Origin of the sequence: Salibaculum halophilum (assembly GCF_002094885.1) — a bacterium.
In the GTDB taxonomy this organism is placed as follows: domain Bacteria; phylum Pseudomonadota; class Alphaproteobacteria; order Rhodobacterales; family Rhodobacteraceae; genus Salibaculum; species Salibaculum halophilum.
This window is the reverse complement of the sequence record NZ_MSIT01000018.1, coordinates 14,992-41,181: the sequence shown is the minus strand read 5'-3', so window position 1 is coordinate 41,181 and position 26,190 is coordinate 14,992. Positions and strand designations below refer to the sequence as shown.

The following is a 26,190-nucleotide window of genomic DNA, read 5'->3' as shown; positions in this document are numbered from 1 at the left end:
CGTCTCTCCCTTGGTCTTGCTGGGACCGCGCCGTTGCCTCCCGCCGGCGGGTCCCTTGTGTCCTGTCTGCGTCGCCCCGGCGGGCGGCGCAAGGCGGCGATCAGATCGCGAGGTACTTGGCGCGCAGCGCCTCGTCGTCCAGAACCTCTTGTGCCGATCCGTCGTAGACGACCTTGCCGATGTCAAGGATCACGGCGCGGTCGGCCAGTTTGAGCGCCGCCACGGCGTTCTGTTCGACGATGACCGTGGTGATGCCCTGGTCGCGGATCATCTCCAGCGTCTTGGCGATTTCCTGGACGATGACCGGGGCCAGGCCCTCGTAGGGCTCATCAAGCAGCAGCACCTTGATGTCGCGGCACAGCGCGCGCGCGATCGACAGCATCTGCTGTTCGCCGCCCGACAGCGTCGTGCCCTCCTGGGCGCGGCGCTCCTTGAGGCGGGGGAAGAGCTCGTAGACCCGCTCGATCGACCAGCCGTGCGGCGGCGCGATCTGCGCCAGTTTGAGGTTCTCCTCGACCGTCAGTCCGGGGATGATGTTGCGATCCTCGGGCACGAGGGCGATTCCGTTCCGGGCGGCCTCGAAGGATTTCATCTCGTGCAGGGGCTGGTGGTCGAGCCAGATTTCCCCGTGCGTCAGCTGGGGGCTGGCCATGCGCGCGATCGTGCGCAGGGTCGAGGTCTTGCCCGCCCCGTTGCGCCCCAGAAGCGCCAGGATTTCGCCCTCGTGGATGTCGAAGCTGACGCCCTGGACGATGTAGCTTTCGCCGTAATAGGCCTGAATGTCCCAGATGCTGAGGTACTTGGGCGCCGTGGCGGCCATGTTGCGGTTCTTGTCGAAGGGCCCCTCGTGGGACAGGTGTTCAACGTGGGTCATCTTGCGGCTCCTCAGACCTGGGCTTCGCCGAGATACGCTTCGCGCACCTTCGGGTGGCCCTTGATGTTGTCGGGCGTGTCCTCGACCAGCGGCGTGCCCTGGGCCAGCACCGTAATCCGGTCGGCCAGGCTGAACACCACGTTCATGTCGTGTTCGATGATGGCCATGGTGACACCGCGGCGATTGCGGATTTCGTTGAGCAGCGCGATCGTGTTCTCGGTGTCGGCGCGGGCCATGCCGGCGGTCGGCTCGTCCAGCAGCAGCAGCTTGGGCTTTTGGACCAGACACATCGCCATTTCCAGGCGCCGCTTGTCGCCGCGCGACAGCGAGCTGGCCAGCATTTCGACCTTGTCGGACATCCTGACCTCGGCCAGCATTTCGCGTGCCCGCTCGATCACCGAGGATTCGCTGAATACGGACTCGATGGCATGCATGCGAAAGGCGCCGTCGCGGTTGGCGAAGACCGGGATCAGCATGTTTTCCAGCACGGTCAGGTCGCCGAAGATCTCGGGCGTCTGGAACACGCGGGAAATGCCCATCTGGTTGATCTCGTGTGGCTTGCGCCCCAGCACCGACTGGCCGTCGAACATGACCGAGCCGCTGTCGGGGATCAGCTTGCCCACCAGGCAGTTGAGCAGCGTGGACTTGCCCGCCCCGTTGGGGCCGATGATGGCGTGGACGGACTGTTCCTGGATGCTCAGGTTCACGTCGCCCAAGGCCTGCAGCCCGCCGAAGCGCTTGTTGACGCCACTGACTTCGAGGATACCCATTGCTCTTTCTCCTTATTCGGCGGGTTTCGTGCCGTCGGCCTCGGCGGCCGCGGAGGGCTGCGGCTTGCGGCGGAACAGGCCGAGGATCTTCTGGCCGCCCTGGAGCAGGCCGCCCGGCAGGAAGATGATGACCAGCATGAACATGATGCCCAGCGTCAGGTGCCAGCCCTTGCCCACGAAGGGATAGACCAGCGAGACCATGACATCCTCGAACCCGTCGGGCAGGACGGCGAACCATTGGTGCAGGATGTCCTTGTTGATCTTCGAGATGATGTTCTCGAAATACTTGATGAAGCCCGCGCCCAGCACCGGCCCCAGCAGGGTGCCCGCACCGCCCAGCACGGTCATGATGACGACCTCGCCGCTGGCGGTCCAGAACATGCGCTCCGGGCCGACCTGCGTGTCCATGGCCACCATCAGCCCGCCGGCCAGGCCCGCGTACATCCCCGAGATGACGAAGGCCGCCAGGGTGTAGGGCTTGGGGCTCAGCCCGGTGTAGTTCATGCGCTGCTGGTTGGACTTGACCGCCCGCAGCATCATGCCGAAGGGCGAGCGGAAGATGCGGATCGACAGGTAGAAGGCGATGAGCATGGCCACCGCGGCAATGTAGTAGCCCAGGTTGAAGGTGAAGGCCCAGCCGCCCAGCACCAGCTCCTGACTGGCCCCCATGTCGAGCCCGAGGAAGCTGGCCCGGCCGATCTCGCCCTCGGGCACGTTGCTCAGCAGCGGCGAGTCGGTGTTCTTGATCTGCAGGCCGGTCTCGCCACCTGTCAGCGGGGTCAGAACCGAGTAGGCCAGCGCGTAGGACATCTGCGCGAAGGCCAGCGTCAGGATCGAGAAATAGATGCCCGAGCGGCGCAGCGAGATGAACCCGACCAGCATCGCGAAGGCCCCGGCCACCAGGATGGCGAAGACGATCGCGGGGACGACATCGAGCGCAAAGAGCTTGAGCGACCAGATCGCGGCGTAGGAGCCGACCCCGAGGAAGGCGGCGTGCCCGAAGGACAGGTAGCCGGTCAGCCCGAACAGGATGTTGAAGCCGATGGCGAAGATCCCGAAGATCACGAAGCGCTGCATCAGGTCCGGGTAGCCGGCGTTGAACTGTGCCATGCCGGACTCGACCGGGAAGGGGTTGAGGATGAAGGGCGCCAGCAGGGTCAGCCCCATGACGACCAGGAAAAGGGTCGTGTCGGTCTTTTTCAGTCCAAGCATGGCTTAGTCCTCCATCACGCCCTTGCGGCCCATAAGGCCCCTCGGACGGGTCAGCAGAATGACGATGGCAACAAGGTAGATGATGATCTGGTTGATGCCCGGAAGCTTGTCGACCATCCACGGCATCGAGGCGAAACTTTCCAGGATTCCCAGCAGGAAGCCGGCCGCCACGGCGCCGGGCAGACTGCCCATGCCGCCGACGACGACCACCACGAAGCTGAGCACCAGAAAGTCCATGCCCATGTGGTAATTGGGGGCGACGATGGGCGCGTACATCACGCCGGCCAGACCCGCCACGGCCGCTGCCAGCCCGAACATGAAGGTAAACCGCTTGTCGATGTCGATGCCCAGCATGCCAACGGTTTCGCGGTCGGCCATGCCGGCGCGGACGACCATGCCGAAGGTGGTGAACTGCAAAAATCCGAAGACGGCGGCGATGATGACACCGGCAAAGAGGAAATAGACCAGCCGCCAGTAGGGATACATGATCGTGCGCGGCTCGAAGCCTAGCCAGGCGCCGAAATCCAGGCTGCCGGCAAAGGCGTCGGGGGCGGGGGTCTGGATCGGATTGGCCCCGAAGAAATACTTGACGACCTCCTGCAGGACGATGGCCAGCGCGAAGGTCACGAGGATCTGGTCGGCGTGCGGGCGCTTGTAGAAGTGCTTGATCAGGCCGCGTTCCATGATGAAGCCGACGCCGATCATCACCGGGATCGCGAAGAGGATCGAGATCGGCACCGCCCAGTCCACGATGGTGGCCCCGGCGGCCTCGCCAAACCAGTCGTAGACGTAAGGTTGATCCCGCGTCAGCGGGTTGCCGAGGAAGTCCGTCTCGCCCGGCACCGCGACCTCGTGACTGGCCGACAGGATGCGCGACATGATCACCGCGCAGAACGAGCCGAGCATGAACAGGGCGCCGTGGGCGAAGTTTACGACACCCAGGGTGCCGAAGATGAGCGTGAGCCCGAGCGCGATGAGCGCGTAGGCCGAGCCCTTGTCGAGCCCGTTGAGTATCTGGACGATGATCTGATCCATGAATCCGGCTGCCTCTTTCAGGAGGGTAGTGAGCCGGGGGCCGCCGACGCTGCTGCGCGGGGCCCCCGGTCAGAGGGTCAGGGTCTGCGGTGGGCGCCGATCAGGCGCCGTTGTTGCAGGTGCCCAGGGTCGCGTCCGCGCCGCCCATCTGCGGGTGGTCGGGCGCGTAGGTGACCTGATCGACCGGGGTGACCTCGACGACCTCGAGCAGGTCGAACTCACTCTGCGGGTTCTCCTTGCCGCGCACGACGAGCACGTCCTTGAAGCACTGGTGATCCTCGGCCCGGTAGAGCGTCGGGCCGTTGCCAAGACCGTCGAACTCGAAGCCTTCCAGCGCCTCGCCCACGGCGCAGGGTGCGAAGCTGCCCGCACGGGTGACCGCGTCGGCGTAAAGCAGCGTCTGCACGTAGCAGGTGTGCGCGGCCTGGCTGGGCGGGAAGCCGTACTTCTCGCCGAAGGAGCGCACGAAGGCTTGGCTGCCCTCGTCCTGCAGCGACCAGTGCCAGTTGGTCGAGCCGTAGATGCCCTTGACGTTGGCCCCGGCCCCGCTGGCCATCAGACGCGAGTAGAGCGGCACGACGATCTCGAAGTTCTTGCCGTTGGCTTCCGCCTCGCGCAGGCCGAACTGCACCGCGTTGGTCAGCGAGTTGACCATGTTGCCACCGTAGTGGTTGAGCACCAGCACGTCGGCGCCGGAGTTGAGCACCGGCGAGATGTAGGAGCTGAAGTCGGTTTGCGTCAGCGGCGTCTTGACGGCGTTGACGGTTTCCCAGCCCATGGCCTCGGTCGAGGAGCGCACGGCCTCTTCGGTGGTGTAGCCCCAGTTGTAGTCGGCGGTCAGGTGATAGGCCTTGCGGTCGGTGCCATACTCGGACGCAAGCACCGGCGCCAGCGCGGCGCCAGACATGTAGGAGTTGAAGAAGTGGCGGAAACCGTTGGCCTTGCGGTCCTTGCCGGTGGTGTCGTTGGAGTGCGTCAGGCCGGCCATGAAGATGATGCCCGCCTCCTGGCAGAGCGCCTGCACCGCCACGGCGACGCCCGAGGACGAGCCGCCGGTGATCATCACCGCGCCGTCCTTCTCGATCATCGACCGGGCCGAGGCGCGGGCGGCGTCGGACTTGGTCTGGGTGTCGCCGGTGACGTATTCCACCTTCTTGCCCATGATGCCCGTACCGTCCAGCGCCTGGGACGAGAAGGTGTTCAGCATGCCGCCGTCACCTTCGCCGTTCAGGTGCTCGACCGCCAGTTCGTAGGCGCGCAGCTCGTCGGCGCCCTCGTCGGCGTAGGGGCCGCTCTGGGGCACGTTGAAGCCGAGCGTCACGGTATCGCCCGTGGGCGCGTTGGTAAAGCCGCTGTCCTGGGCGCGCAGGTAGGTGGGCAGAGTCAGCCCGGCCCCGGCAACGGCCCCGGTCTTGAGCACACCACGGCGCGTGAAGTTCGATTTGGACATTGATATCCTCCCTTTGTGAGACATGCCCCGGGCCTCCTCGCCCGGAACACGAGACGCAAAACTGCGTGGCAGTAGTAGACTCCGGGAAAGAAAACTACTCAACAAGGGTTCCCGGCGACACATCTTTTTTGTAAAACTATCCACGCGGCGGTGCAAAATCCTGTAAAGGGATTTTCTCGCACCCGCAGAAACCCGATGGAATCGTTAACGGAATTTCCATGCCCGAGCGTCAACTGACCGGCACCCGCCTGCGCAATCGGCGGATCGACCGCGGGATGAAGCAATCGGCCCTGGCCGAGGCGGTGGGAATCTCGCCCTCCTACCTCAATCTGATCGAGCACAACCGCCGCAGAATCGGCGGCAAGCTGCTGTCGGACCTCGCCCGCGAGCTGGCCGTCGACCCCGAAATGCTGGTCGAGGGCACCGCCAGCGCGGTGCGCGTGCCCCTGCAGGAGGCCGCCGCCGAGTTCCGCTCGGCCGCCCCCGAGGAGGACCGGCTCGACGAACTGGTCGCGCGCTTTCCCGGCTGGGCGGCGCTGATCGGCGCCCAACAGGACCGCATCGCCCAGCTGGAAGCCCGCGTTCAGCGCATGACCGATCGTCTGACCCACGATCCCCAGGTGGCCAGCGCCCTGCACGAGGTCATCTCGACGGTGACGGCGATCCGGTCCACCGCCTCGATCCTCAACGAGTCCGAGGGGCTCGACCGCGATTGGCAGGCCCGCTTTCACCGCAATCTCGACACCGACAGCCTGCGCCTGTCGGAAAGCAGCCAGGCGCTGATGGGCTATCTGGACATGAACGCCGACGCCGCAGCGCAGGTGCAGTCGCCGCTGGAGATCGCCGAGGCCGAGATGGCCGCGCGCGGCTATGCCTACCCCGAGCTGGAACAGGGCCGGGCCAGCCCCGAGGAGCTGAGCGCCGAGTTGCCCGACCCGCGGGCGCGCCAGATCCTGCGCAACTGGCTGACGATATTCGCCGAGGACGCGCGGCACCTGCCCGCCGAGGCCTTTTCGCCGGCCGCGCGCCGGGTCGGTCACGACCCGCTGCGCCTTGCACGGCTCTTCGAGCAGCCGCTCGACCGCATTTTCCGCCGGCTGGCCGCGCTGCCCGAGGAAGACGGCCACCCGGTGACGGGCCTTGCCGTCTGCGACCAGGCCGGGGTGGTGGTGTTCCAGAAACCGGTGATGGAGTTTCACCTGCCGCGCTCGGGGGCGGGCTGTCCATTCTGGCCGGTGTTCCAGGCGCTGACCCAGCCCGGCCGGCCGGTGCGGCGGCGGGTCGGCCTGCCCGGGTCGGCGGGCACGGTGTTTGACTGTGCCGCCGTGGCGCGGGATTTCGGCCCGCCCAGCTTCGAGGGGCCGACGCAGGTCGTGGCCACCATGCTGGTCCGCCCGGCCAGCGCCGAGACGGGCGAGACCCCCGGCCGCGTCGGCCCCGGCTGCCGGGTCTGCCCGGTAGAGGGCTGCAGCGCTCGGCGCCAGCCCAGCCTGCTGCAGGAGCCGGGATAGCGCCGCGTTGCGGCACGCCATTGGGTTTTGACGTGGCCCGGAAAGGGTGTGATAAAAGGCCACTTTCCTTGGGAGGGGAAAGGGTGAGGGAGGACGCCGAATGGGCCGACGTGTCCTGTTGATCGAGGATGAGCCGAACATCATCGAGGCGATCAGCTTCATCCTGTCCAAGGATGGCTGGACCGTTCACACCCATGCCGACGGCGAGACGGCCGTCGACCGGGTGCGGGACGGGGCGCCGGACCTGGTGATCCTGGACGTGATGCTGCCCGGGCGCAGCGGCTTCGACATCCTGCGCGACCTGCGCGAGGGCGCCGAGGCCGCCGCCGACCTGCCGATCCTGATGCTGACGGCCCGCGGTCAGCAGCGCGACCGCGACATGGCCGAGCAACTGGGCGCGACCCGCTTCATGACCAAGCCGTTTTCCAACTCCGAGGTGCTCGAGACCGTGCGGGCGCTGGCCGCGCCATGACCGGGGCCGCGCCGGAGGGGCGCCGCCGCGTGGCCTATCTCGAACGCGGCACCTACCGCCAGCGCCGCTATCGCGACGCGGCGCGCATCCTGCCGCTCTTTGCGACCGTGCTGTTCCTGTTGCCGCTGTTCTGGCCCTGGGACGACGCCCCGGGCGTCCGGCCCAGCGTGACGATCGTCTATCTCTTCGGCCTCTGGCTGGTGTTGATCGGGCTGACCGCGCTACTGTCGCGCCGCATCCGCATTGATGCGCCCGAGTCCGAGAATCCCGCGGGTGTCGCGGAGGCGCCCGAGGCATGATCTCGTTCAACCTTCTGATCGCGGTCTCGCTGGGCTATGTGGCCTTTCTGTTCCTCGTCGCCTTTGCCGCGGAGCGTCGGGCCCGGCGTGACCGCGGGCAGTGGCTGCGCAACCCGCTGGTCTACACGCTGTCACTGTCGATCTACTGCACCGCCTGGACCTTCTACGGCGCGGTCGGCTACGCGGCGCGCTCGGGGTTCGAATACCTGACGATCTATCTCGGCCCGACGATCGTCATGATCGGCTGGTGGTGGATCCTGCGCAAGCTGGTGCGCATCGGCAAGACCCAGCGGATCACCTCGGTGGCCGACCTGATCTCGTCGCGCTTCGGCAAGTCCACGGCGCTGGGGGTGCTGGTCACGCTGCTGGCCGTCGCGGGCACGACGCCTTATATCGCGCTTCAATTGCAATCGGTCACGCAGTCGCTGGCGGTCTTCGCTGCGCAGCCCGGATCGGGCTGGGACGCGGGCGAGTTCGAGGGCGCCGCCATCTGGATCGCCGTCGGCCTGGCGCTCTTCACGCTGATCTTCGGCACCCGCAACCTCGACGTCAATGAACGCCACCACGGCGTGGTCATGGCCATCGCCGTCGAGGCGGTGGTCAAGCTTTTCGCGCTGATCGCGGTGGGTGTTTTCGTGGTCTGGGGCATGGCCGGCGGCGTGTCCGAGATGCTCGCCCGCATCGACGCCTCGGCCATCGCCGACTGGCAGCCGGTGCCGCACCGCTGGGTCGGGCTGATCTTCCTGTCCGGGGCGGCCCTGCTGACACTGCCGCGCATGTTCCAGGTCATGGTGGTCGAGAACGCCGACGAAAAGCACCTGGCCACGGCAAGCTGGGCCTTCCCGCTTTACGTTCTGGCCATGAGCCTCTTTGTGGTGCCGATCGCGGTGACGGGCCTGAACCTGCTGCCCGACGCGGCCAACCCCGACCTTTTCGTGCTGACCATCCCGCTGGCCACCGGCAACGAGTCGCTGGCGATCCTGTCGTTCCTCGGGGGGTTCTCCTCGGCGACCTCCATGGTGATCGTGGCGACCATTGCCCTCGCCACCATGGTGTCCAACCACATCATCGCCCCGATCTGGCTGAGTTCGACGCAGACGGGCGCCGCCCTGTCGGGGGACGTGCGCGGGGTCATCGTCATGTCGCGGCGCATCTCGATCGCGGTGATCCTGGCGCTGGGCTACCTCTATTTCCGGCTCTCGGGGGGCGGGGCCGCGCTGGCCTCGATCGGGCTGATCTCCTTTGCCGGGGTGGTACAGGTCCTGCCGGCCATGATCGCGGGCATCTTCTGGCGCGGGGCCAACCGGATTGGCGCCGGCACGGGCATCGTTATCGGCTTTGCCATATGGGCCTGGACGCTGTTCCTGCCCAGTTTCGGCGCCGGCGCGGTGCTCAGCGAGGCCGTCATGGCCGAGGGCCCCTTCGGATGGGGCTGGCTGCAGCCCTACGGGCTTTTCGGGATCACCGGCCTCGATCCGGTCGTGCACACGGTCTTCTGGTCGATGTTCTTCAACACCGGGGCGCTGGTGACGCTCTCGGTGCTGACCTTTCCCAACCCGATCGAGCGGCTGCAGGGCGCGCAGTTCGTCAACGTCTTCGAGAACTCCGCCGGCGCGCGCACCTGGGCCCAGAGCGCAGCGCGCGCCGAAGACCTGCTGATCATGGCGCAACGCATCATCGGCCACGCCGAGGCGCAGGCCATGTTCCGCCAGGAGGCCCGCGCCCAGGGCATCGACGGCTACCTGCCCGAGGTTACCCCCGACCTGATCGGTCGGCTGGAGCGGATGCTGGCCGGGTCGGTTGGCGCAGCGACGGCCCACGCCATGGTGGGGCAGCTGACAGGCTCGGCCGCGGTTTCGGTCGAGGACCTGATCGCAGTGGCCGACGAGACCGCCCAGATCGTGGAATATTCCAACCGGCTGGAGGCCAAGAGCGCCGAACAGGAACGCACCGCCCGCGCCCTGCGCGAGGCCAACGAGAAGCTGACCGCGATCTCGATCCAGAAGGACGCCTTTCTCAGCCAGGTCAGCCACGAATTGCGCACGCCGATGACCTCCATCCGGTCGTTCTCGGAAATCCTGCGCGAGGGCGAGATCGACGCCGAGGCGCGCGCGCGCTTCGCCGGGATCATCCACCAGGAATCGACCCGTCTGACCCGGCTGCTCGACGACTTGCTCGATCTGTCGTATCTGGAAAACGGCCAGGTGCAGCTGGACCTTGGCCGTGGCAGCCTGGCCGATGTGCTCGACCGGGCGGTGATGGCGGCGGGCGTGCCCGGCGACAGGCTGGCGTTGCGGCGCGACAGCGCCAGCGAGCGGGTGCAGATCGAGACCGACCTGGAACGGCTGACCCAGGTCTTCATCAACCTCATCACCAACGCGGCCAAGTATTGCGATGCCGACCGGCCCGAACTGGTCATCCGGGCGCGGGCCGGCGCCGAGACCTGCGAGGTGGATTTCATCGACAACGGCACGCCGCTCGACGCCGAGGCGCAGGTCCTGATCTTCGAGAAGTTCTCGCGCCTGGCCGACGAGGGCAAGGCCGGCGGGGCCGGGCTGGGCCTCGCCATCTGCCGCCAGATCATGGAGAGCCTCGGCGGCGGCATCAGCTATCTGCCGGGGCAGGGTGGTCCGGCGTTTCGCGTGACCCTGCGCCATCGCGCCCGCATGGCCGCGCAGTAGCGCCCGTTAGCCACTTGGTAACCGCACCGCGGCTAGTTTGCCACCGGCCGGGCACGGTACGCCCGGCCCGAGCCGGGCAGAAACGCGGATGAGACAGGCGCGATGACAAGTCACGATGCGGGTGCGACGACGGGGGCAAATCCCGTGCTCGCCCGGATGCTGGGCGGGCCGGATCGCGCCAGGCCCGGGGAGGCCGCCGAAGCGGACCCGGGGCCGGGGCGGGCCTTTCGCGTGGCCCTGTTGCGCGCCGCGGACCGGGCGATCGGCCTGTCCCTGACGGTTCTGGGCCTGTCGGACGATTGTCACGGCCCCGACGCCCTGGTGGCCGACGGCCCCGCGGGCTGGGTTCTTTTCGGCTTGACCGCCCCGGACGAAACCGGCCTTGCGGGCCTTGTCATGCTGGACCCGGCGCTGCGCACCGCCATGATCGAGGTACAGACCATGGGCGTCCTGATGGCGGCGGCCGATACGGAGCGCCCCGTCACCGCGACCGATGCCGTCCTTTCCCGGCCCGTGGCGGCGCGGCTTCTGCAAGAGCTTGACGCGGCCAACCGGCCGGACTTTCCCGCCGGCATGGCGGGCTGGACCCTGCGCGCGTTGCCCGACCTGCGCGCGGCGGAACTGATGTTGCGCGAGACCGACTACCGCATGTGGGAGGCCACCGTTCAGATCGGCGGGACGGACCGGCAAGGGGCGCTCCGCCTCGCGCTTGCGCGCGTCCCCGCGGCGCCCGCGGCCGGCGACGACCCGGGCGGCGCCGACACCGACTGGGCCGAGGGCTTTCGTGCCAACCTGGAGCTTTCGCCCGCCGACCTCGAGGCGGTGCTGGGCCGTCTGACCCTGCCGCTGTCACGGGTCGACGCCTTCGAAATCGGACAGGTGCTGCCGCTGGCGGGGCTGACCCTGGACCGTGTGCAGCTGGAAAGCGCGGGCGCGCGTGTGGCCCGGGTGCGGCTCGGGCAGGTCTCGGGGATGCGGGCGGTCAAGTTCGACCAACCCGCCGCCGAGATGGAAGCGCTGGGCGCCCCACCGCCGCCAGCCGCCGCCGCGGCCATGGCTCCGCCCGAGGCGCCCGCCACGGGCGACAGCGACGGGCTGCGGCACACACCGGCGACAGCGGCGCCCGATGCCCCCGCGACACAGGATGGCACAGAAAGCGCGGCCTCTGACGACCGCGCGCAATCACCACATTGAGGCCGGCATGGCACCGCCCCTGCCGCCGCGGTCAAGGCTGCGGGGCGCCCGCTCAGCGCGCGGCGAAAGCCTCCAATTGGGGCCGCAACGTCGCCAAGTCGTAGCCGGCCTTGCCCGTCGCGTCGAGCACCGCGTCGATGCCCAGCGTCCCCGCGCGCCCGAGCGCCCAGAGCACCGAACACCGCGTGCCGGACGCGCAGTAGGCCAGCACCGGGCCCGGCGCGCCGTCGATGGCCTGCATCTGCCGGTCGATGGTCTCGGGGCCGATAGACGGATGCGTGACCGGGTGATTGACGAAGTCGAGACCTGCCGCGCGCGCGGCGGCTTCGATGACGGCCGCATGATGGCTGGCGGGGATTTCGTGATCGGGGCGGTTGCAGATCACCAGCGCATAGCCCGCCGCGGCGATGCCGGGCAGGTCGGCGGCGTCGATCTGGGGCGAGACGGCGTGGTCGGGGCTGAGCGGGCGTATATCCATACCACGATCTAGGACGGTGCAGGGTGCTGTGTCCAGTCCGGCGTGACATGCATCACTATCTTGAAATATGAAAGCGAGTGGCATATAGTTTCGGAATGGATATGAGTCCCGAAAGAATGCGCGCCATGGATGCCGCCGCCCTCGAGGCCGCGGACGTCCTCAAGGCGTTGTCGAACCCGCAACGCCTGCGGCTGCTTTGTTCGCTTCTGGCGGGGCCGCGCAGCGTTGGCGAACTGGAACAGGCGCTGGGCGCCAGCCAGTCCTACGTGTCAGGTCAGCTTGCGCGCTTGCGCTCGGAAGGGATGGTGCGGGCCGAACGCGACGGTCGGACGATCCATTATTCGCTGGCCGACACCCGCGTGGTGCCCATCATCGAAAGTCTTTACGAGGTCTTCTGCCCCGGCACCTGAAAGCCGCGGCGACGGGGCTTGATGCGCTGCGGCATGCGGTGCCTAATGGGCGCATGACCCAGACATTTTGCAATGACCATCGGGGCGGACCGTGACAACCCGCAGCACGCTCTTCAGGGTGCTCGACGGTGTCGCTGTGATCTCGCTGAACGCGCCGCCGGTCAATGCGCTTTCGGCACCGTTGCGCGCAGCGCTCGCGGACCACATCCGCCGTGTCGATACCGAGGCGCATATCTCCGCCGCCGTGCTGCGGGCCGAAGGGGCGCTGTTCTCGGCCGGGGCCGATATCCGCGAACTGGACGCCGACTGGCAGGATCCGGCACCGCGCGATCTCTGCGATCTGGTTGAGGGCTGTTCGAAACCGGTGATCGCTGCGCTGAACGGCCAGGCGCTGGGCGGCGGGGCCGAGTTGTTTCTGGCCGCCCATTACCGGCTGGCCGAGCCGCGCGCGCGCATAGGATTTCCCGAGGTCACCCTGGGGGTGCTGCCCGGCGCGGGCGGGACCCAGCGCCTGCCGCGGCTGGTCGGCCCCGAGGCAGCCCTCAAGCTGATGGTCAGCGGGCAATCGGTCAGCGCGTCCGATGCCCGGCAGCTTGGGCTGGTGGACGGCCTTGTCGAGGGGGATCTGGCAAGCGGCGCTGTCACCTTCGCGCGCAAGCTGGTGGCCGACGGGACAGGCCCGCGTCCGACCCGGGCGCGGCGCGGGGGCCTGGCCGACGGTCGCGCCTGCCAGGCGCAGGTGGCCAGCGCCCGGCGCGAGATCGCCGACAGCCCGATGTTCGCGCCGCACCTGATCGTCGATTGTGTCGAGGCGGCGTCCTTGCTGCCCGTCGAGGCCGGGCAGGCCTTCGAGCAGGACGCCTTCGACCGCTGCCGCAGCCATCCGCAATCCATCGCTTTGCGGCATGTGTTCCTGGCCGAGCGTCGCGTGGACGCGCGCCTGCTGCACCGTTCGGGCGGCGCCTTCGTGCCGACCGAGCCGGCGGGGGCCGCAGTGGTGACGCGCCTGCGCCGGGCGCTGCACGCTGCGGCCCAGGCCCTGGTCGAGACGCTCGAAATTCCCGCGCCGCAAGTCGACGGGGCCATGGTCGCCCACGGGTTCCGCACCGGGGTCTTCGGCCACAGTACCCCCGGGCCCGACCGCGTGCCGGTGATGCGCCGCCTGATCGCGGCGCTGATTTCCGAGGGGGCTGCGCTCGTGGCCGAGGGGCACCTCGACCGGCCCTCGGACATCGACGCGATGGCGGTGCACGGGCTGGGCTATCCGCGCCGCCAGGGCGGCCCGTGCCGCGCGGCACAGACCATGGGCCTGCTGGCCCTGCGCAACGACATGCGCAGCTGGTCCGGGGACAATCCGATTTGGGCGCCGCCGGCGATGCTGGACGAGGCGGTCAAGCTTGCCGCCGGGTTCGACGCGCTCTGATCCCGGCGCGCCGTCAGGCCAGCAGCACGCCCGTGACGACGCAGGCCAGGCCGAGTACCGAGAGCATGAAGGCCCCGAGGTTCAGCGGCAGCGCCTTCTGGATGCGCGCGCGCAGATCCGCGTCGCTCAGCCCCGCGCGTCGGGCGCGCTGCACCTTGACGATGCTGGCGATGATCCCGGCGAGGCCGACCAGGGACAGGGCGGCACCGATCCAGACGAGGGCTTGCATGACGGGCTCCGGTGTGGCTCGGGCCGGGGCCTAGCGCGGCCGCGCGCCACGCGCAAGCGGAACCCTCTCTTGCGGGGCAGGGCGCGGGCGGCTAGTCAGGGCGCCCGAAGAGGCGCAACCGGCGAGCAGGAAGGTCCCGAGATGAACGATAGCGACGACGTCACCGAGTCCCAGTACAAGATTTCAGCGGGAGAGCTGCGCCAGTTCGTGGAACGCTTCGAGCGGCTGGAAGCCGAGAAGAAGGACATCGCCGACCAACAAAAAGAGGTCATGGCGGAGGCCAAGGGCCGGGGCTATGACACCAAGGCGATGCGCAAGCTGATCGCGATGCGCAAGCGCGAGCCCCAGGAAATCGCCGAGGAGGAGGCGGTGCTGGAGGTCTACAAGGAAGCGTTGGGCATGTGACGCGCCGCGGCGGCGCGTGTCTCATTCATTCGCATTCACCCGCCACACTCTAACCCTCTGATTGCGCATGTCCGGGGAGCCCAAAACCGGTTCCCACATTTGCGCGACATGCTCTAGAACCGGTCCAGCAGGCGCTGCAGGTAGTCGAGTTCCAGATCGGGGCGTTGCTGGTCCGACGACCGGTCGCGCAGTTCCTGCAGCAATTCCTCGGCCCGGCGATAGACGTCCTCGTCGCCCAGCATGGTCTCGTCGCTGCCGTACTGGCCCGAATTGCCCGTCTGGCGGCCCAGCGGATCGCGGCGGCCCGGTTCCGGGCGGCCATCGGCGCGCCCCTGCCGGCTGCCCTGGCCCTGCTGCGGCTGATCCTGCCGGTTTTCGGCCAGCGACTCGCCGAGGTTGCGCATCCCGTCGCGCAATGCGTCCATCGCTTCGGACTGGCGGTCGATGGCCTCGGCCATGTCGTCGCCGCGCAGGGCCTCTTCGGCACCTTCCATGGCGTCCTCGGCCCGGCCGAGCGCCTCGCCCGCGCGATCGGCGGCCTCGCCGCTCAGGCCGGGCAGGGCGTCGCGCAACTGGTTCAGGCCCTCGCGCAGCGCGTTCTGGCGATCAGCGAGCGAGCCTTCGCCGGTGGCTTCACCGCCTCGGCCGCCCTCGCCGGTCCTGCCCTGCCGGCTGGTGTCACCTTGGCCCGTCCCCTGGCCCGGCTGTCCGTTCTGCCCCGGTTGGCCCTGCTGGCCGGGCTGCTGGTCGCCCTGTTGCCCTTGCTGCTGGCCCTGGTTGAACCGGTCCTGCAATTGCCGGAAGGCATCGTCGTTGAGTTGTTGCTGATCGCGCAGCGTCTCGGCCAGGTCCTGCATGGAGCGCTCGCCGGGCGATTGCTGGCCGTCGCCGCCTTCGCCCCGGGTGACGCGCATGTTCTCCATCATCCGGTTGAGCTGGTCCATGAGCTGCTGCGCCTCGGCCATGCGGCCCTCTTCCATCAGCTCCTGGATGCGGTCCATCAGCGCGTCTAGCTCGTTCTGCGTGACCTGGCGGTTTTCCTGCCCGGTGTCGGGCTGGTCGGTGCCGTCCTCGGCCGGCTCCGCGTTCTCGGCGAGCATGCGCATGTAGTCGTCCATGGCCTCGCGCATCTCGTTCATCAGCTCTTGGATTTCCTCGTCCGAGGCGCCGTTGCGCATGGCCTCCGACAGCCGCTCCTGGGCGCGTTCCAGCCGGTCGCGGGCATCGGCGAGCGAGCCTTCCTCGAGCAGCACCGCGAGGTCCCAGAGGGCTTGGGCGATCTCGTCGCGCGCGGCATCCGACAGACCGCCCTCCATCTCGGCCTCAAGGCTGCGCAGGGTGACGCGCAGCCGCAGGTAGCTGGTTTCGTTGTCGAAAATCTCGTCGGGGCGGTAGGAAATCGCGCGCAGGACCCGCGCCACTCGCGGCGCATTGGCCTTGGCCCAGAGCAGGTCGCGGCGCTGTTCGATCACCGCCTTGGCGACGGGCTGGAAAAAGCGCCGCCCCGGAAGTCGCATCTGTTCGGGCGCGCTGGTCCCCGACTGGCCCACCGCGTCCTCGACCGTCAGCGTCAGTGTGACCGGCAGGTTCGCCCAAGGATGCTGCGAGAAATCATCGATCAGGCTTTCCTCGAAATCCGCCCGGTCGCCGGAAATCGGCATGGGCAGGTCCACGACGAGCGGCTCGCGCGGGTCTGGGTCGGCGGCCAGGCCATGGCGACGGTCGATCGCCTCCATGTCCAGCGTGATGCGGGCCTCGCCGGCCAGCACGCCGTGATCGTCCGTCGCCCGGAACGGCTGTGCCATTTCGCCCGAGGCCTCGACCTCGACCGGCCCGGCAAGCGCCACCTCGGGGGCCGCGTCGGGCACCATGGTCACGTCCCAGGTGCCGCCGCGCGCGCCCGATATCGCCAGCGTTCCGGACCGCGTCACCTCGAAGCTTTGCTGGAGCTCGGTAGCCGGTGCCGCCTCGCCCGTCCGTCCCGACACGGATTCCGAGACTGACACCTCGCCCGGCGCGCCGTAAAGCCGCAGGGTGATCAGCGCCCCCTCGGGCGCGCGGATCGTCTCGCCTTCCAGGTCGGCCAGATAAAGCGTCGGCTTGCCGGTGTAGGCGGGCGGCTCGATCCAGCCCTCCCAGGCCGGGCCTGTCGCGATCTGCCCGGTGTCGCCTATGCGAGTTTCGACCACGGTGCCCACCCGCAGCAACGAGCCGAACAGAAGCGCCACGACGAAGACCAAAAGAGCGATGTAGCGCAGGCCGTATGGGTCGGCCCGCGCCAGCCGCAGGTTCGGCGCCACCGCGCGGGCCGCGCGCGTCCGCTCGGCCATGCGCTGCAGGTGCGTGCGCCAGACCGCCTCGGAGGCCGCGTCGCCGGCGCCGATGGCCTGGTCGTCGGCAAGAGCCGAAATGGGGCGACCGGGCAGATGCGCGTCCACCCGCGCGGTGGCCTCGGCCCGGCTCGGCGCGCGGAACCGCCGCAGGCCGCGCCACAGGGCCCAGGCCAGTGCAAGAAGGACAAGCGCCGCAAATCCCCAGGCGGCGGCCTGCGGGACACGGTCCTGCCAGCCCATGACCAGCGGCGCGATGCCCAACAGCCCCACTGTCCAAGCGGGCCAGAAGGCAAATGTCAGACGCTCGCCCCAAAGACCGGCAAGGGTCAGGGTGATGGGGCGTCTCAGGTGCCGTGGGGTCTGCTCTGCGCGGATGGGAGCCTCGCCTGTCTGTCGGGCCGCGCGGACAATACCGCTACAACCAATCAGGAATGGTATCCCGATTCAGCATCTCGTCAAAGGTCGGGCGCCGGCGGATAACCGCGAATTGATCTCCGTCGACCAGAACCTCGGGGATCAGGGGCCGGGCGTTGTATTCGCTGGCCATGACCGCGCCATAGGCCCCGGCCGAGCGGAAGGCGATCAGGTCGCCCTCGGCCAGGCCGGGTAGCATCCGGCCCCGGGCGAAGGTGTCGCCGCTCTCGCAGACGGGGCCGACGATGTCATAGGGGGTCAGGGCCGCGCCTGCCTCGGGTTCGCGCACCGGCACAATGTCGTGCCAGGCGTCGTACATGGCCGGGCGCAGCAGGTCGTTCATCGCCGCATCGGCGATCAGAAAATCGCGCCCCGCGCCGTGCTTGACGTAGGTCACCCCGGCCACCAGCAGGCCGGCGTTGCCCGCGATCAGGCGACCCGGCTCGATCTCGATCTCGCAGCCCAGATGCCCCACAACCTCCCTGACCATCCGCCCGTAGTCCAGCGGCAGCGGCGGCGCCGCGTTCGAGCGCTCGTAGGGAATGCCCAGCCCTCCGCCAAGGTCCAGTCGGCGGATGTCATGGCCATCGGCGCGCAGCGCCTCGGTCAGTTCCACGACCTTCTGATAGGCCAGCCGGAAGGGCTCCAGCTCGGTCAGCTGGCTGCCGATGTGCACGTCGATGCCCACGGCCTCCAGCCCCGGCAGCGCGGCGATCTCGGCATAGACATCGCGGGCGCGGTCCAGCGGGATGCCGAACTTGTCCTCGGCCTTGCCGGTGGAAATCTTGGCATGCGTCTTCGCGTCCACGTCCGGGTTCACCCGAACCGTCACCGGAGCGGTGACGCCGAGCGACACGGCCACCTGCGACAGCGCGCGCATCTCCGGCTCGCTCTCGACGTTGAACTGGCGGATGCCGCCCTCCAGCGCCAGCCGCATCTCGTCGCGGGTCTTGCCGACCCCGGAAAAGACGATCCGGTCGCCGGGTACGCCGGCCGCCCGGGCGCGGCGGTATTCCCCGCCCGAGACGACATCCATGCCCGCGCCTGCATCGCCCAGCAGCTTGATCACCGCCAGGTTGCCCAGCGCCTTCATGGCAAAGCAGACAAGGTGATCGGTGCCCGCCAGCGCCTCGTCGAACAGCCGGTAGTGACGCAGCAGCGTGGCACTGGAATAGACGTAGAACGGCGTACCCACATGGGCCGCGATCTCGGAAACGGCGACATCCTCGGCATGAAGCGCGCCGTCGCGATACAGGAAATGGTCCATCCCGGCTCCTCTCGTTAGTCCTGCGCGCTCCTATCAGGTCTGGGCAAAACCCCAAGGCTTCTTTGGGTCAAAAATACCGCAGCGTGACGGATCGGATGGTGCCACGCTGCCGCGGCGCGCCGCGGCGCCGATACCTAAATGAGAGCGTCGCGGCAGCGACACCGCTCAGTCACGCCGCCAGCGCAGGAAAAGGTAGAGCGGCAACCCGCAGCTCACCCCGATGCAGAAGGTCGCCGGGATCGCGAGCAGACCGGCCCAGCGCCGGTATGTCACGCTTTCCCAGATCACCCATAGCGTCAGGGCCACGGCGGCGATGGTCAGGTCCCAGACCAGCCCCGAGGTCGCGGCATTGGCGTGCCAGGCCTCGACCATGGCCATCAGCGACCAGCCGTTGGCCTGAAACCAGGTGACGAAATACCACATCGGGTGCACCGCGCCCCAGACGGCGAGCGCCAGGAACGCCCAGCGCATCATTGCGCCACCTCGGATGACAGTACGCCGTTGGTCGCGCCCGCGGGTGCAGCGGCGGGCGCGTCCGGGCCCTTGTCGCCCGGGCGTTCCGGCGGGCCATCGGCGCCGCAGGCGGCGGCCCCCAGCAGGGCGATCAGGGCCAGTGTCGGTCTCATGACAGTGCCTCCTTCCAGCGGGCGATCTGCTCGCGGACACGGTTCGGCGCCGTGCCCCCGTAGGACATGCGGCTGCGCACGGAATTGTCCACGCCCAGCACTTCGAAAACCGCCGCGGTGATGCCGGCGTGGCAGTCCTGCATGACCCCTAGCGGCAGGTCGGGCAGGTCGCAGCCGCGCGCCTCGGCCTCGGCCACCAGCGTGCCGGTGACGTGATGCGCCTCGCGGAAGGGCAGGCCCAGCTCGCGAACCAGCCAGTCGGCGAGGTCGGTCGCGGTGGAAAACCCGGCGGCGGCGGCCGCGCGCAGGGCCTCGGGCCGGGCGGTCATGTCGGCCACCATGCCGGCCATGGCCGCCAGCCCCAGCATCAGGGTGTCGGCGGCGTCGAAGACCTGTTCCTTGTCCTCCTGCATGTCCTTGGAATAGGCCAAGGGCAGGCCCTTCATCACCGTCATCAGCGCCACGTTCGCCCCGAAGATGCGCCCGACCTTGGCGCGCAGTAGTTCGGCGGCGTCCGGGTTGCGCTTCTGCGGCATGATCGAACTGCCCGTGGACCACTTGTCGGACATGGCCACGAATCGGAACTGCGCGCTGGACCAGATCACCAGCTCCTCGGCCAGCCGCGACAGGTGCACCGCGCAGATCGACGCGGCCGAGAGGAACTCCAGCGCGAAATCCCGCGCCGAGACCGCGTCGAGCGAATTGGCCATCGGCGCGTCGAAGCCCAGCGCCTCGGCCGTCATCTGCCGGTCGATATCGAAGGGCGTGCCGGCCAGCGCGGCGGCGCCCAGCGGGGATTCGTTCATCCGCTTGCGCGCATCGGCAAAGCGGGCGCGGTCGCGCGCGAACATCTCGACATAGGCCATCATGTGATGACCCCAGGTGACCGGCTGCGCCGTCTGCAGATGGGTAAATCCGGGCATGACCCAGTCGGCCCCCTGTTCGGCCTGGCCCAGCAGCGCCTTTTGCAGCGCGACAAGCCCCGCCTCGGCGGCGTCGCACTGGTCGCGCACCCAGAGGCGGAAATCGACCGCCACCTGGTCGTTGCGGCTGCGCGCGGTGTGCAGCCGGCCCGCCGCGTCGCCGATCAGCTCGGACAAGCGGGCCTCCACGTTCATGTGGATGTCCTCCAGCGCGGTGGAATAGGCGAAATCGCCGCCCTCGATCTCTGACAAGACCGTGAGCAACCCTTCCCGGATCGCCTCGGCGTCCTTTTGTGAGATAATGCCTTGAGCCGCCAACATGGCCGCATGCGCACGAGAGCCGTCAATGTCCTGTTGTGCCAGCCGCTTGTCGAAGCCGATCGAGGCGTTGATCGCCTCCATGACGGCATCCGGGCCGCTGCCGAAGCGGCCGCCCCACATTGCATTCGATCCCGATTTGTCCGACATGAGCCCCCGCAGTCGATAAGGTGATGACATGAAAAAACCGCTGATCCTGACAGCCGCAGCCGCCATCGGCCTTTCTGCCGGGCTATACTTGGCCTTGCAGGGCAGGGAAAGCCCCGTGCCGGCGGCACAGGCGGCCGACTACACCGCGCTGGAAGAGATGCGCGCGGGCGACATGACCAAACTGCAGTTCGCGCAGGCGCCGGGATCGTCCGTCGCCTTCACCGCCGAAGACGGCGGCGAGATGACGCTGGCGGCCTACGAGGGCAAATATGCGCTGGTCAACTTCTGGGCCACCTGGTGCGCGCCCTGCCGCAAGGAGATGCCGCAACTGGCCGAGTTGCAGGACGACTTCGGCGGTGAGGATTTCGAGGTCGTCACCATCGCCACCGGCCGCAACCCGCGCCCGGCGATGGAGTCCTTTTTCGACGAGATCGGCGTCGAAAACCTGCCGTTGCACAGCGACACCAGCAGCGCGCTGGCCCGCGACATGGGCGTGCTGGGCCTGCCCGTCACGGTGATCCTTGACCCGCAGGGCCGGGAAATCGCCCGGCTGCAGGGCGACGCCGACTGGGCCGGCGACGAGGCCAAGGCGATCATCGCGGCGCTGCTGGCCGGGTAGGGCCGCGCCCTCAGGGCGCGATGAAGGTGACACCGGGCATGCGCGCGATGGCCTGGCAATCCTCCTCGTAGGTCTGGGTGAGGAACTGCACGGTCTCGTCGGTCCAGCCGGGCAGGTCGATCTCGTCCTCGACGGCCTCGTCGAGGGCGTGCTTTTCCAGAAACGCCGAAATGATCCGCCGCTTCTGCACCTCGGTCTGGGGGGGATGGGTCTTGAGGTAGGCGACGAAGCGCTTCATGCCCTCGTCGCTCATGATCGACTGCAGCAGGTCGAAGCCGCCATGGATGCGCGTGAGAGGATCCACCCCCGAAATCTCGCGGATCAACTGGGCCCAGAGCAGCGGCGTGTCCTCGTTGCACCACACCGTCAGCGAGGCGCGCGGGATCAGCTCGCGGATCTTGGTGACAAGCTCGGACCAGCGGATGTCGGCCGGGGCCAGCCCGTGCATGAAATCGTTGAAATCCTTGTCGGAAATCGCGCTGAAGACCGCCGGCAGCCAGGTCGCCGGGTTGCGCAGGCCGAGGAATATCTCGATCTCGTCGCTGTGAAAGATCGCGTCCAGCCCGGTAAATTTCTCGTCCCCCAGGCGGTAGAACAGCCCCTTGTCGAAAATGCGCCGGTGCACGCACATGAACTGGTCGTTAGACATGACAAGGCGGTTGCATTCCTCCTCGTCAACGATGGCGTCGAGCAGGATTTCGCGGGTGTCCGGGGCGGGCGGCTGGTCGCCAAGGCCCTGGATCGTCTCGCGCAGCAGGCGGCGATACTTGCTCGGGCCGGGCACCTTTATGCCCTGGGCCGAAAAGGCATCGGCGTTGCGCAGAAGGGACTTGAGGAGGCGATCCTCGTCGGTGCAATTGGCCCCGATGTGATAGGCGATCTGCATCCAGGTTCCTGCCAGTCGTCATGTCTTGCGTTGCACCGCACCATAGGGTGCAATCCTCGGCGCGGAAACCATATTCCGCGCAATCCCCGCGCGCGATCCGGCATTGCCGCCCCGCCCCGAGGCTTGCGCCACGCCCGCACCCGCGCTAGACGATCCCGCGTGCCCCTATAGCTCAGCTGGTAGAGCAACTGATTTGTAATCAGTGGGTCGGGAGTTCGAGTCTCTCTGGGGGCACCACAAAATCAATGACTTAGAAGACATTTGCAACCCGCAGGCCCTGCCATTTTTCGCAGGGGTAACGCTTGGGGTAACAGTCTTGAATCAGCCCCTGCGCAGCGGATCGTTGCTGATCTCGTTGAACCGGTCAGGCAGCGCATTGCGGTCATAGTCCATGATCCCTTCCGATGTGATCTGGACGGCCGCCGCCTCGCTCTGGCGCAGAATGCGCGCTTCCAGGTCGGGTGACAGTGTGACCTCAAGCCTTGAAGCCTGACCAGCCCCCGCGCCCGACAGCATGTCAGCCGTCCTGCGCCGCGACGTGACCTGCGCCGGGCCGGTCACGATCTCCGGGCCGCGCTCGCCCGCGATGGCAAACTTGCCCGAGGGGACCATACCGCCCTTGTCGAGAAAGCCCAGGAAGTTGCCCATGCCCAGCAGGCCCTTTTCGCTTTGGCCCATGCCAAGCGCGGAGCCTATGCCGCTGATGCCGGAGGACAGAAGTTGCTCGCCCAGCCGGGAAAGAACGTCCCCGATCTTCTGCGACCCCGTCGCCAGCCCAGCGACCATATCTCCGAAGCGGTCAGCAACGCGGTTCGCGCCTTCCCCGATGCCTTCAAGGCTGTCCTGTATTGCGCTTGCCCCCTCCGAAACCGCACTTGTGGCTCTGCCGCCGCTGCCGAACACCTCGTTTGTCACGTCGCCAAGGTTGCGGATCGTGTCAGCCGCGTTGTCGCCTTCCACGTTGACATTCGGCAGGGCCAAGGGACCGCCGGTGACTTCGCGCGCCACGCGGTCACGCGCCCGCTCGGCTTCCGCCAAGGCGTCCTCTGCGGCGGCAAGGCGTTCTCTTGCCGCTGCCGCCTGTTCATCCGCTCGCTGGCGCAGTCCTTGCGTGCGCGCCGTGTCGATACTGCTCGCCAATGCCGCCTGTCGCGCCTCGGCAAGTGCGATCTGCGAACGCGCGGCGTCCATTGCCTGTTTGGCTTCCTGGGCCATCGTGTTCGCGAGATTGATCGCCTCTGCGGCGGCTGATGGTGCCGCCGTATCGCTGAAGGTTCCCAGGGCCACGTTGAGGGCCTCTTGCGCCTTCGCGGCGGCGTCTAGGTGCGGCGTTGCAACCTTGGTCTTGTCTCCGAACAGGATCATCCCCGCCGCGACCGTGCCGATGACGGCTGCAATGATCGTCAACGGGCCACCAAGGGCTGCGACAGCAGGTAGGGCCAGCTTCATGCCCCCTATCATCGCCGCTATCCCCTTCGTCACGCCACCAAGCGCAAGCGACACGGGGCCAATGGCGGCGGCAAAGCCCGTGAGTGCGACAGTGATCGTCTTGACCGTTGGCGATAGCTTGGAAAACCATTCTCCGATATCCGCGATCTTCGCCGCGAGGGCCTCAAGCGACGGGGCAAGCGCCACCGTGATCTGATTGGCCAGCCCGCGCGCGACCAGCCCGAGGGCGCTGATTGCATCGTTCGCCCGCTCGATCTTGTCGGTCTCGACCTCGGTGACGGCAACACCGAACCGCTTCAACGTCTGTTCGGCCTGCTCGATCTGGGCAGCGTCCAGCCGGGTCATGGCAATGCCGACGCGCTCTCCGAAAATCTGCGAGCTTACACCGGCCTGTTGCGCCGCCGGGATCAGTTCCGCGATCCGCTGTTGGATCAACTTGATCCGTTCATCCGCCGATAGGTCCGACAAGTCCTCTGCGGCCAGGTTGAGGCGTTCCAGCGCCTCGGCCGCTGGCCCAGTGCCCTGCTCAGCAAGTGAAATGCGCCGGGTCATCCGGGTCAGCGCGCCCTCAAGGTCGCCTTGTGATATCCCGGCAGTATCGGCGGCGCGCGCCAGCACCTGAAGGCTTGCGGTCGTGGTCCCGAGGGACTCGGCCATCTTGCCCTGGGCGTCGATGGTCTGCATCGAGGATCGCACCGCCACCGCGCCGACCGCCGCAAGCGGGGCCGTCACGCGCGCGGACATGGTCTTGCCAAACTTGCTCATGTTGCGGCCCAGCCGGGCCATGCGGCGCTGGACGTTGCCCATGGACGCCTCGGCCCTCTTTGCGCCGCGCTCGAAAGCTGCGGTGTCCAGGCTCAGCATCGCGCGAAGTGCGCCAATCTCAATTGCCATTATTCAAGCTCCTTAATGCGAAGGTTTCGCAAACCTTGCCGTTTGTGAGAGGTGCGTTGTGGCCGCCGGTTTCCGGGTGCGCCTTCGCAACTTTTTGAGGCGGGTGGGGTGCCCGCTCCGGAACCGGCGAACCGGCACGACGCCCGGAGCGGGCTGGCACCGCGCGGCACTCCTACCGCCGTGCCGACTAGCAGGGTCAGGAGACAACGCCTCCCTGCCAGCATCCTCATCATGCCGCCGGATGCTCCAGCAGCTTGATCGCGTTGCTGTCGAGCACGTCGCCGCCCAGGCGATGGTGCGCGTAGAAGCGAATCCAGCCCGGCCGCGTGTAGGGATCGCGCAGCATCCGCATCTGCGTGCGATCCGCGATCAAGTAGCCCGAGCGCCAGTTGCCGAAGGCGACGCTGACATTGCCGGTGCCGATGTCTGGCATGTCCTCGCTTTCCACGACTTGGTAACCCAGAAGTGTGGGCGGGGTGCCGGCGGCCAGCCCATCGTTCCAGAGGTAGCGCCCGGTGCTGTCCTTCAGCGACCGGATCGCGCTTGCCGTGGCCCGGTTCATGATCCACGCCACGTCGCCCGAGCGTTGCCGATACGGGGTGCGCAGCGCGCCCATCAGGTTCACGAGGTCGTCGGCCTCGATGCCTGCGGCGTTCTGCGCGGCCACCGTCTGAAGCGTGCCGAAGGCCCGCGTGTCGTCGGCGTCGGTGCTCTGCGGCTTCGTCAGAAAGCCCGTCGGCTTGTTCGATCCGTCGCCCGAGAAGAAAGCCGTGCCTTCCTTCACCGCGAACTCGGTCGCGATGTTCTCGGAAAGCCAGCGCTCCAAGTTGAACTGGCTATCTTCGAGAACCCAGCGGGTCGCCTCGGCATAGACGAAAAGCTCGCCCATCGTCGGCGTCACCTCGCCCATCTTCGGCGTCTCGGTGATCGAGCGCGGGTCCGTCTCGGCGGCCCATCCGCTCGTCGCGCCGCGCAGCCCGACGATCTTGGTGAAGTCGCTCGTCGTCGCCTGTTCGACGGTCGCCAGCCGCCGCATGGGCGACAGGTCGGCCATCTGGTCGAGGATCGTCCCCGAGATTTGCTTCGGGATCGTCGCGCCGCCGTCGGCCGAAGATCCGCTCTGCATGTCGGCGCGCGGCTGAAGCCCGCTGCCCATGTTCCCGGCCTTCAGGAACTCGGTGAACTCGGTCGCCGCCTGCGGCGTCAGCATGGGCGCAGCGCCGCCGCCGTTGCCGTTGACCTGCATCGCGGCCAGCTTCGCGTTGGCGTCGTCAGCCGCCGCGCGCACGTCCTCGATCTCGGCGCGGTGCTTTTTCTTGAATGCCTCCCAGTCGGTGTTGAGGTTTTCGAGAACGGCCTTCACGTCGCTGCCTTGCGCGCGAACGGCCAGAATCCCGCGGTCTTTCGCATGTGCCATGTGCACACCTCCTACGGTTGCCCCGAGCGGGGCGTCTGAATGTTCAGGGGTTCGCGCAGCGTCTTGCGTGCGGGTTCGGGACTGTCCCGGCGCGGCAGGCGGCAGCGTCTTGCGTGCGGCCCTTCGCGGGTCCGGCGCGCAGCGTCGTGCATGCGCCCCCGGACGGTGAAATAATACCTCATTCGCCGGCCTCCCTCAAGCGTTCATCGCGGCGCTCGATCTGGTCTGCGATGTCGCGCAACCATTCCGCCGCCTGCACCGGCCCGAAGGCCCGCGCCGATACGGTGACGCCCACGCCCAGGAAGGCGGCGGCGAGTTGCTCGTCATCCATCGCGCCGCCCTGCCGGATGCTCTCGGCCGTCTCGGCCAGCTTGTCGAAGAGGTGCTCGCGGATTTCGTCGGTCGTCTCGGTCATTGGTCTCGGTCTCCTGTTTCGTCTTGGATTTGCACG

25 protein-coding genes and 1 tRNA gene are annotated in these 26,190 nt (G+C 67.8%); 10 read left to right on the top strand and 16 right to left on the bottom strand.

Annotation, left to right across the window (positions count from 1 at the left end; translation table 11 throughout):
- Positions 1–100: 100 nt before the first annotated feature.
- From BU124_RS11570 to BU124_RS11550, 5 genes are all read right to left on the bottom strand, one after another.
- A complete protein-coding gene (locus tag BU124_RS11570) occupies positions 101–874 on the bottom strand; it encodes an ABC transporter ATP-binding protein (protein ID WP_084863740.1) in 774 nt (257 codons plus the stop codon).
- A gap of 11 nt (positions 875–885) precedes the next feature.
- Entirely contained in the window at positions 886–1,644 is a 759-nt protein-coding gene (locus BU124_RS11565; RefSeq protein WP_084863739.1) for an ABC transporter ATP-binding protein, read from the bottom strand.
- A 12-nt stretch (positions 1,645–1,656) separates the two neighbouring features.
- Entirely contained in the window at positions 1,657–2,856 is a 1,200-nt protein-coding gene (locus tag BU124_RS11560; protein WP_084863738.1) for a branched-chain amino acid ABC transporter permease, read from the bottom strand.
- A 3-nt stretch (positions 2,857–2,859) separates the two neighbouring features.
- Positions 2,860–3,891 (bottom strand): branched-chain amino acid ABC transporter permease, encoded by a 1,032-nt coding sequence (locus BU124_RS11555; protein WP_084863737.1) that lies wholly within the window; start codon positions 3,889–3,891, stop codon positions 2,860–2,862.
- 100 nt (positions 3,892–3,991) lie between these two features.
- A complete protein-coding gene (locus BU124_RS11550) occupies positions 3,992–5,341 on the bottom strand; it encodes a substrate-binding protein (RefSeq protein WP_084863736.1) in 1,350 nt (449 codons plus the stop codon).
- A gap of 218 nt (positions 5,342–5,559) precedes the next feature.
- Between BU124_RS11550 and BU124_RS11545 the strand changes: the two genes are divergently transcribed.
- From BU124_RS11545 to BU124_RS11525, 5 genes are all read left to right on the top strand, one after another.
- The gene (locus tag BU124_RS11545; RefSeq protein WP_084863735.1) at positions 5,560–6,852 is read left to right on the top strand and encodes a helix-turn-helix domain-containing protein; all 1,293 of its coding nucleotides are present in this window, start codon (positions 5,560–5,562) and stop codon (positions 6,850–6,852) included.
- 100 nt (positions 6,853–6,952) lie between these two features.
- On the top strand, positions 6,953–7,324 hold the full coding sequence (locus BU124_RS11540) for a response regulator transcription factor (protein ID WP_084863734.1): 372 nt from the start codon (positions 6,953–6,955) through the stop codon (positions 7,322–7,324).
- A complete protein-coding gene (locus BU124_RS11535) occupies positions 7,321–7,623 on the top strand; it encodes a hypothetical protein (protein ID WP_084863733.1) in 303 nt (100 codons plus the stop codon). Before BU124_RS11540 ends, BU124_RS11535 begins: the two co-directional genes overlap by 4 nt.
- Positions 7,620–10,304, top strand: coding sequence for an ATP-binding protein (locus BU124_RS11530; protein WP_084863732.1), 2,685 nt, complete (start codon positions 7,620–7,622; stop codon positions 10,302–10,304). Before BU124_RS11535 ends, BU124_RS11530 begins: the two co-directional genes overlap by 4 nt.
- Positions 10,305–10,406: 102 nt before the next feature.
- Entirely contained in the window at positions 10,407–11,498 is a 1,092-nt protein-coding gene (locus BU124_RS11525) for a FliM/FliN family flagellar motor switch protein (protein ID WP_143529969.1), read from the top strand.
- Between the two features lie 52 nt (positions 11,499–11,550).
- Here BU124_RS11525 and BU124_RS11520 read toward each other — a convergent pair whose 3' ends face one another.
- The gene (locus tag BU124_RS11520) at positions 11,551–11,976 is read right to left on the bottom strand and encodes a protein tyrosine phosphatase family protein (RefSeq protein WP_084863730.1); all 426 of its coding nucleotides are present in this window, start codon (positions 11,974–11,976) and stop codon (positions 11,551–11,553) included.
- A 95-nt stretch (positions 11,977–12,071) separates the two neighbouring features.
- Between BU124_RS11520 and BU124_RS11515 the strand changes: the two genes are divergently transcribed.
- Positions 12,072–12,386 carry an ArsR/SmtB family transcription factor gene (locus tag BU124_RS11515; RefSeq protein WP_084863729.1) on the top strand — a complete coding sequence of 105 codons (315 nt, stop codon included), beginning with the start codon at positions 12,072–12,074 and terminating at the stop codon, positions 12,384–12,386.
- Between the two features lie 91 nt (positions 12,387–12,477).
- On the top strand, positions 12,478–13,809 hold the full coding sequence (locus BU124_RS11510) for an enoyl-CoA hydratase-related protein (protein ID WP_084863728.1): 1,332 nt from the start codon (positions 12,478–12,480) through the stop codon (positions 13,807–13,809).
- A 13-nt stretch (positions 13,810–13,822) separates the two neighbouring features.
- Here the strand turns inward: BU124_RS11510 and BU124_RS11505 are convergent, their stop codons facing one another.
- Positions 13,823–14,038 carry a hypothetical protein gene (locus BU124_RS11505; RefSeq protein ID WP_084863727.1) on the bottom strand — a complete coding sequence of 72 codons (216 nt, stop codon included), beginning with the start codon at positions 14,036–14,038 and terminating at the stop codon, positions 13,823–13,825.
- 141 nt (positions 14,039–14,179) lie between these two features.
- Here BU124_RS11505 and BU124_RS11500 point away from each other — a divergent pair, with 141 nt between their 5' ends.
- The gene (locus BU124_RS11500) at positions 14,180–14,443 is read left to right on the top strand and encodes a DUF2312 domain-containing protein (RefSeq protein ID WP_084863726.1); all 264 of its coding nucleotides are present in this window, start codon (positions 14,180–14,182) and stop codon (positions 14,441–14,443) included.
- A 113-nt stretch (positions 14,444–14,556) separates the two neighbouring features.
- On the opposite strand, the gene BU124_RS11495 is transcribed toward BU124_RS11500, so the two are convergent.
- From BU124_RS11495 to argH, 5 genes are all read right to left on the bottom strand, one after another.
- Positions 14,557–17,124 carry a TIGR02302 family protein gene (locus tag BU124_RS11495; RefSeq protein ID WP_245831681.1) on the bottom strand — a complete coding sequence of 856 codons (2,568 nt, stop codon included), beginning with the start codon at positions 17,122–17,124 and terminating at the stop codon, positions 14,557–14,559.
- 67 nt (positions 17,125–17,191) lie between these two features.
- Entirely contained in the window at positions 17,192–18,457 is a 1,266-nt protein-coding gene (gene lysA, locus BU124_RS11490) for a diaminopimelate decarboxylase (RefSeq protein WP_084863724.1), read from the bottom strand.
- Positions 18,458–18,622: 165 nt separating this feature from the next.
- A complete protein-coding gene (locus BU124_RS11485; protein WP_084863741.1) occupies positions 18,623–18,928 on the bottom strand; it encodes a DUF2834 domain-containing protein in 306 nt (101 codons plus the stop codon).
- Positions 18,928–19,083 carry a hypothetical protein gene (locus BU124_RS14795; RefSeq protein WP_179141906.1) on the bottom strand — a complete coding sequence of 52 codons (156 nt, stop codon included), beginning with the start codon at positions 19,081–19,083 and terminating at the stop codon, positions 18,928–18,930. The genes BU124_RS11485 and BU124_RS14795 overlap by 1 nt, the downstream gene beginning before the upstream one ends.
- Entirely contained in the window at positions 19,080–20,474 is a 1,395-nt protein-coding gene (gene argH, locus BU124_RS11480; protein ID WP_084863723.1) for an argininosuccinate lyase, read from the bottom strand. The genes BU124_RS14795 and argH overlap by 4 nt, the downstream gene beginning before the upstream one ends.
- 28 nt (positions 20,475–20,502) lie before the next feature.
- Here argH and BU124_RS11475 point away from each other — a divergent pair, with 28 nt between their 5' ends.
- A complete protein-coding gene (locus BU124_RS11475) occupies positions 20,503–21,093 on the top strand; it encodes a TlpA disulfide reductase family protein (RefSeq protein ID WP_084863722.1) in 591 nt (196 codons plus the stop codon).
- A 10-nt stretch (positions 21,094–21,103) separates the two neighbouring features.
- On the opposite strand, the gene BU124_RS11470 is transcribed toward BU124_RS11475, so the two are convergent.
- Positions 21,104–21,979: a hypothetical protein gene (locus tag BU124_RS11470; protein ID WP_084863721.1), complete on the bottom strand. Its 876-nt coding sequence runs from the start codon at positions 21,977–21,979 to the stop codon at positions 21,104–21,106.
- 161 nt (positions 21,980–22,140) lie between these two features.
- On the opposite strand from BU124_RS11470, the gene BU124_RS11465 reads away from it, so the two are divergent.
- Positions 22,141–22,216: transfer RNA gene (locus BU124_RS11465), tRNA-Thr, on the top strand.
- Positions 22,217–22,300: 84 nt separating this feature from the next.
- On the opposite strand, the gene BU124_RS11460 is transcribed toward BU124_RS11465, so the two are convergent.
- The 3 genes from BU124_RS11460 to BU124_RS11450 form a co-directional block, all read right to left on the bottom strand.
- Positions 22,301–24,292: a phage tail tape measure protein gene (locus BU124_RS11460; protein WP_143529967.1), complete on the bottom strand. Its 1,992-nt coding sequence runs from the start codon at positions 24,290–24,292 to the stop codon at positions 22,301–22,303.
- A 259-nt stretch (positions 24,293–24,551) separates the two neighbouring features.
- Complete coding sequence (locus tag BU124_RS11455; protein ID WP_084863719.1) at positions 24,552–25,739, bottom strand: phage major capsid protein; 1,188 nt, start codon at positions 25,737–25,739, stop codon at positions 24,552–24,554.
- Between the two features lie 178 nt (positions 25,740–25,917).
- Positions 25,918–26,154: a hypothetical protein gene (locus tag BU124_RS11450; protein ID WP_084863718.1), complete on the bottom strand. Its 237-nt coding sequence runs from the start codon at positions 26,152–26,154 to the stop codon at positions 25,918–25,920.
- Positions 26,155–26,190 lie beyond the last annotated feature (36 nt).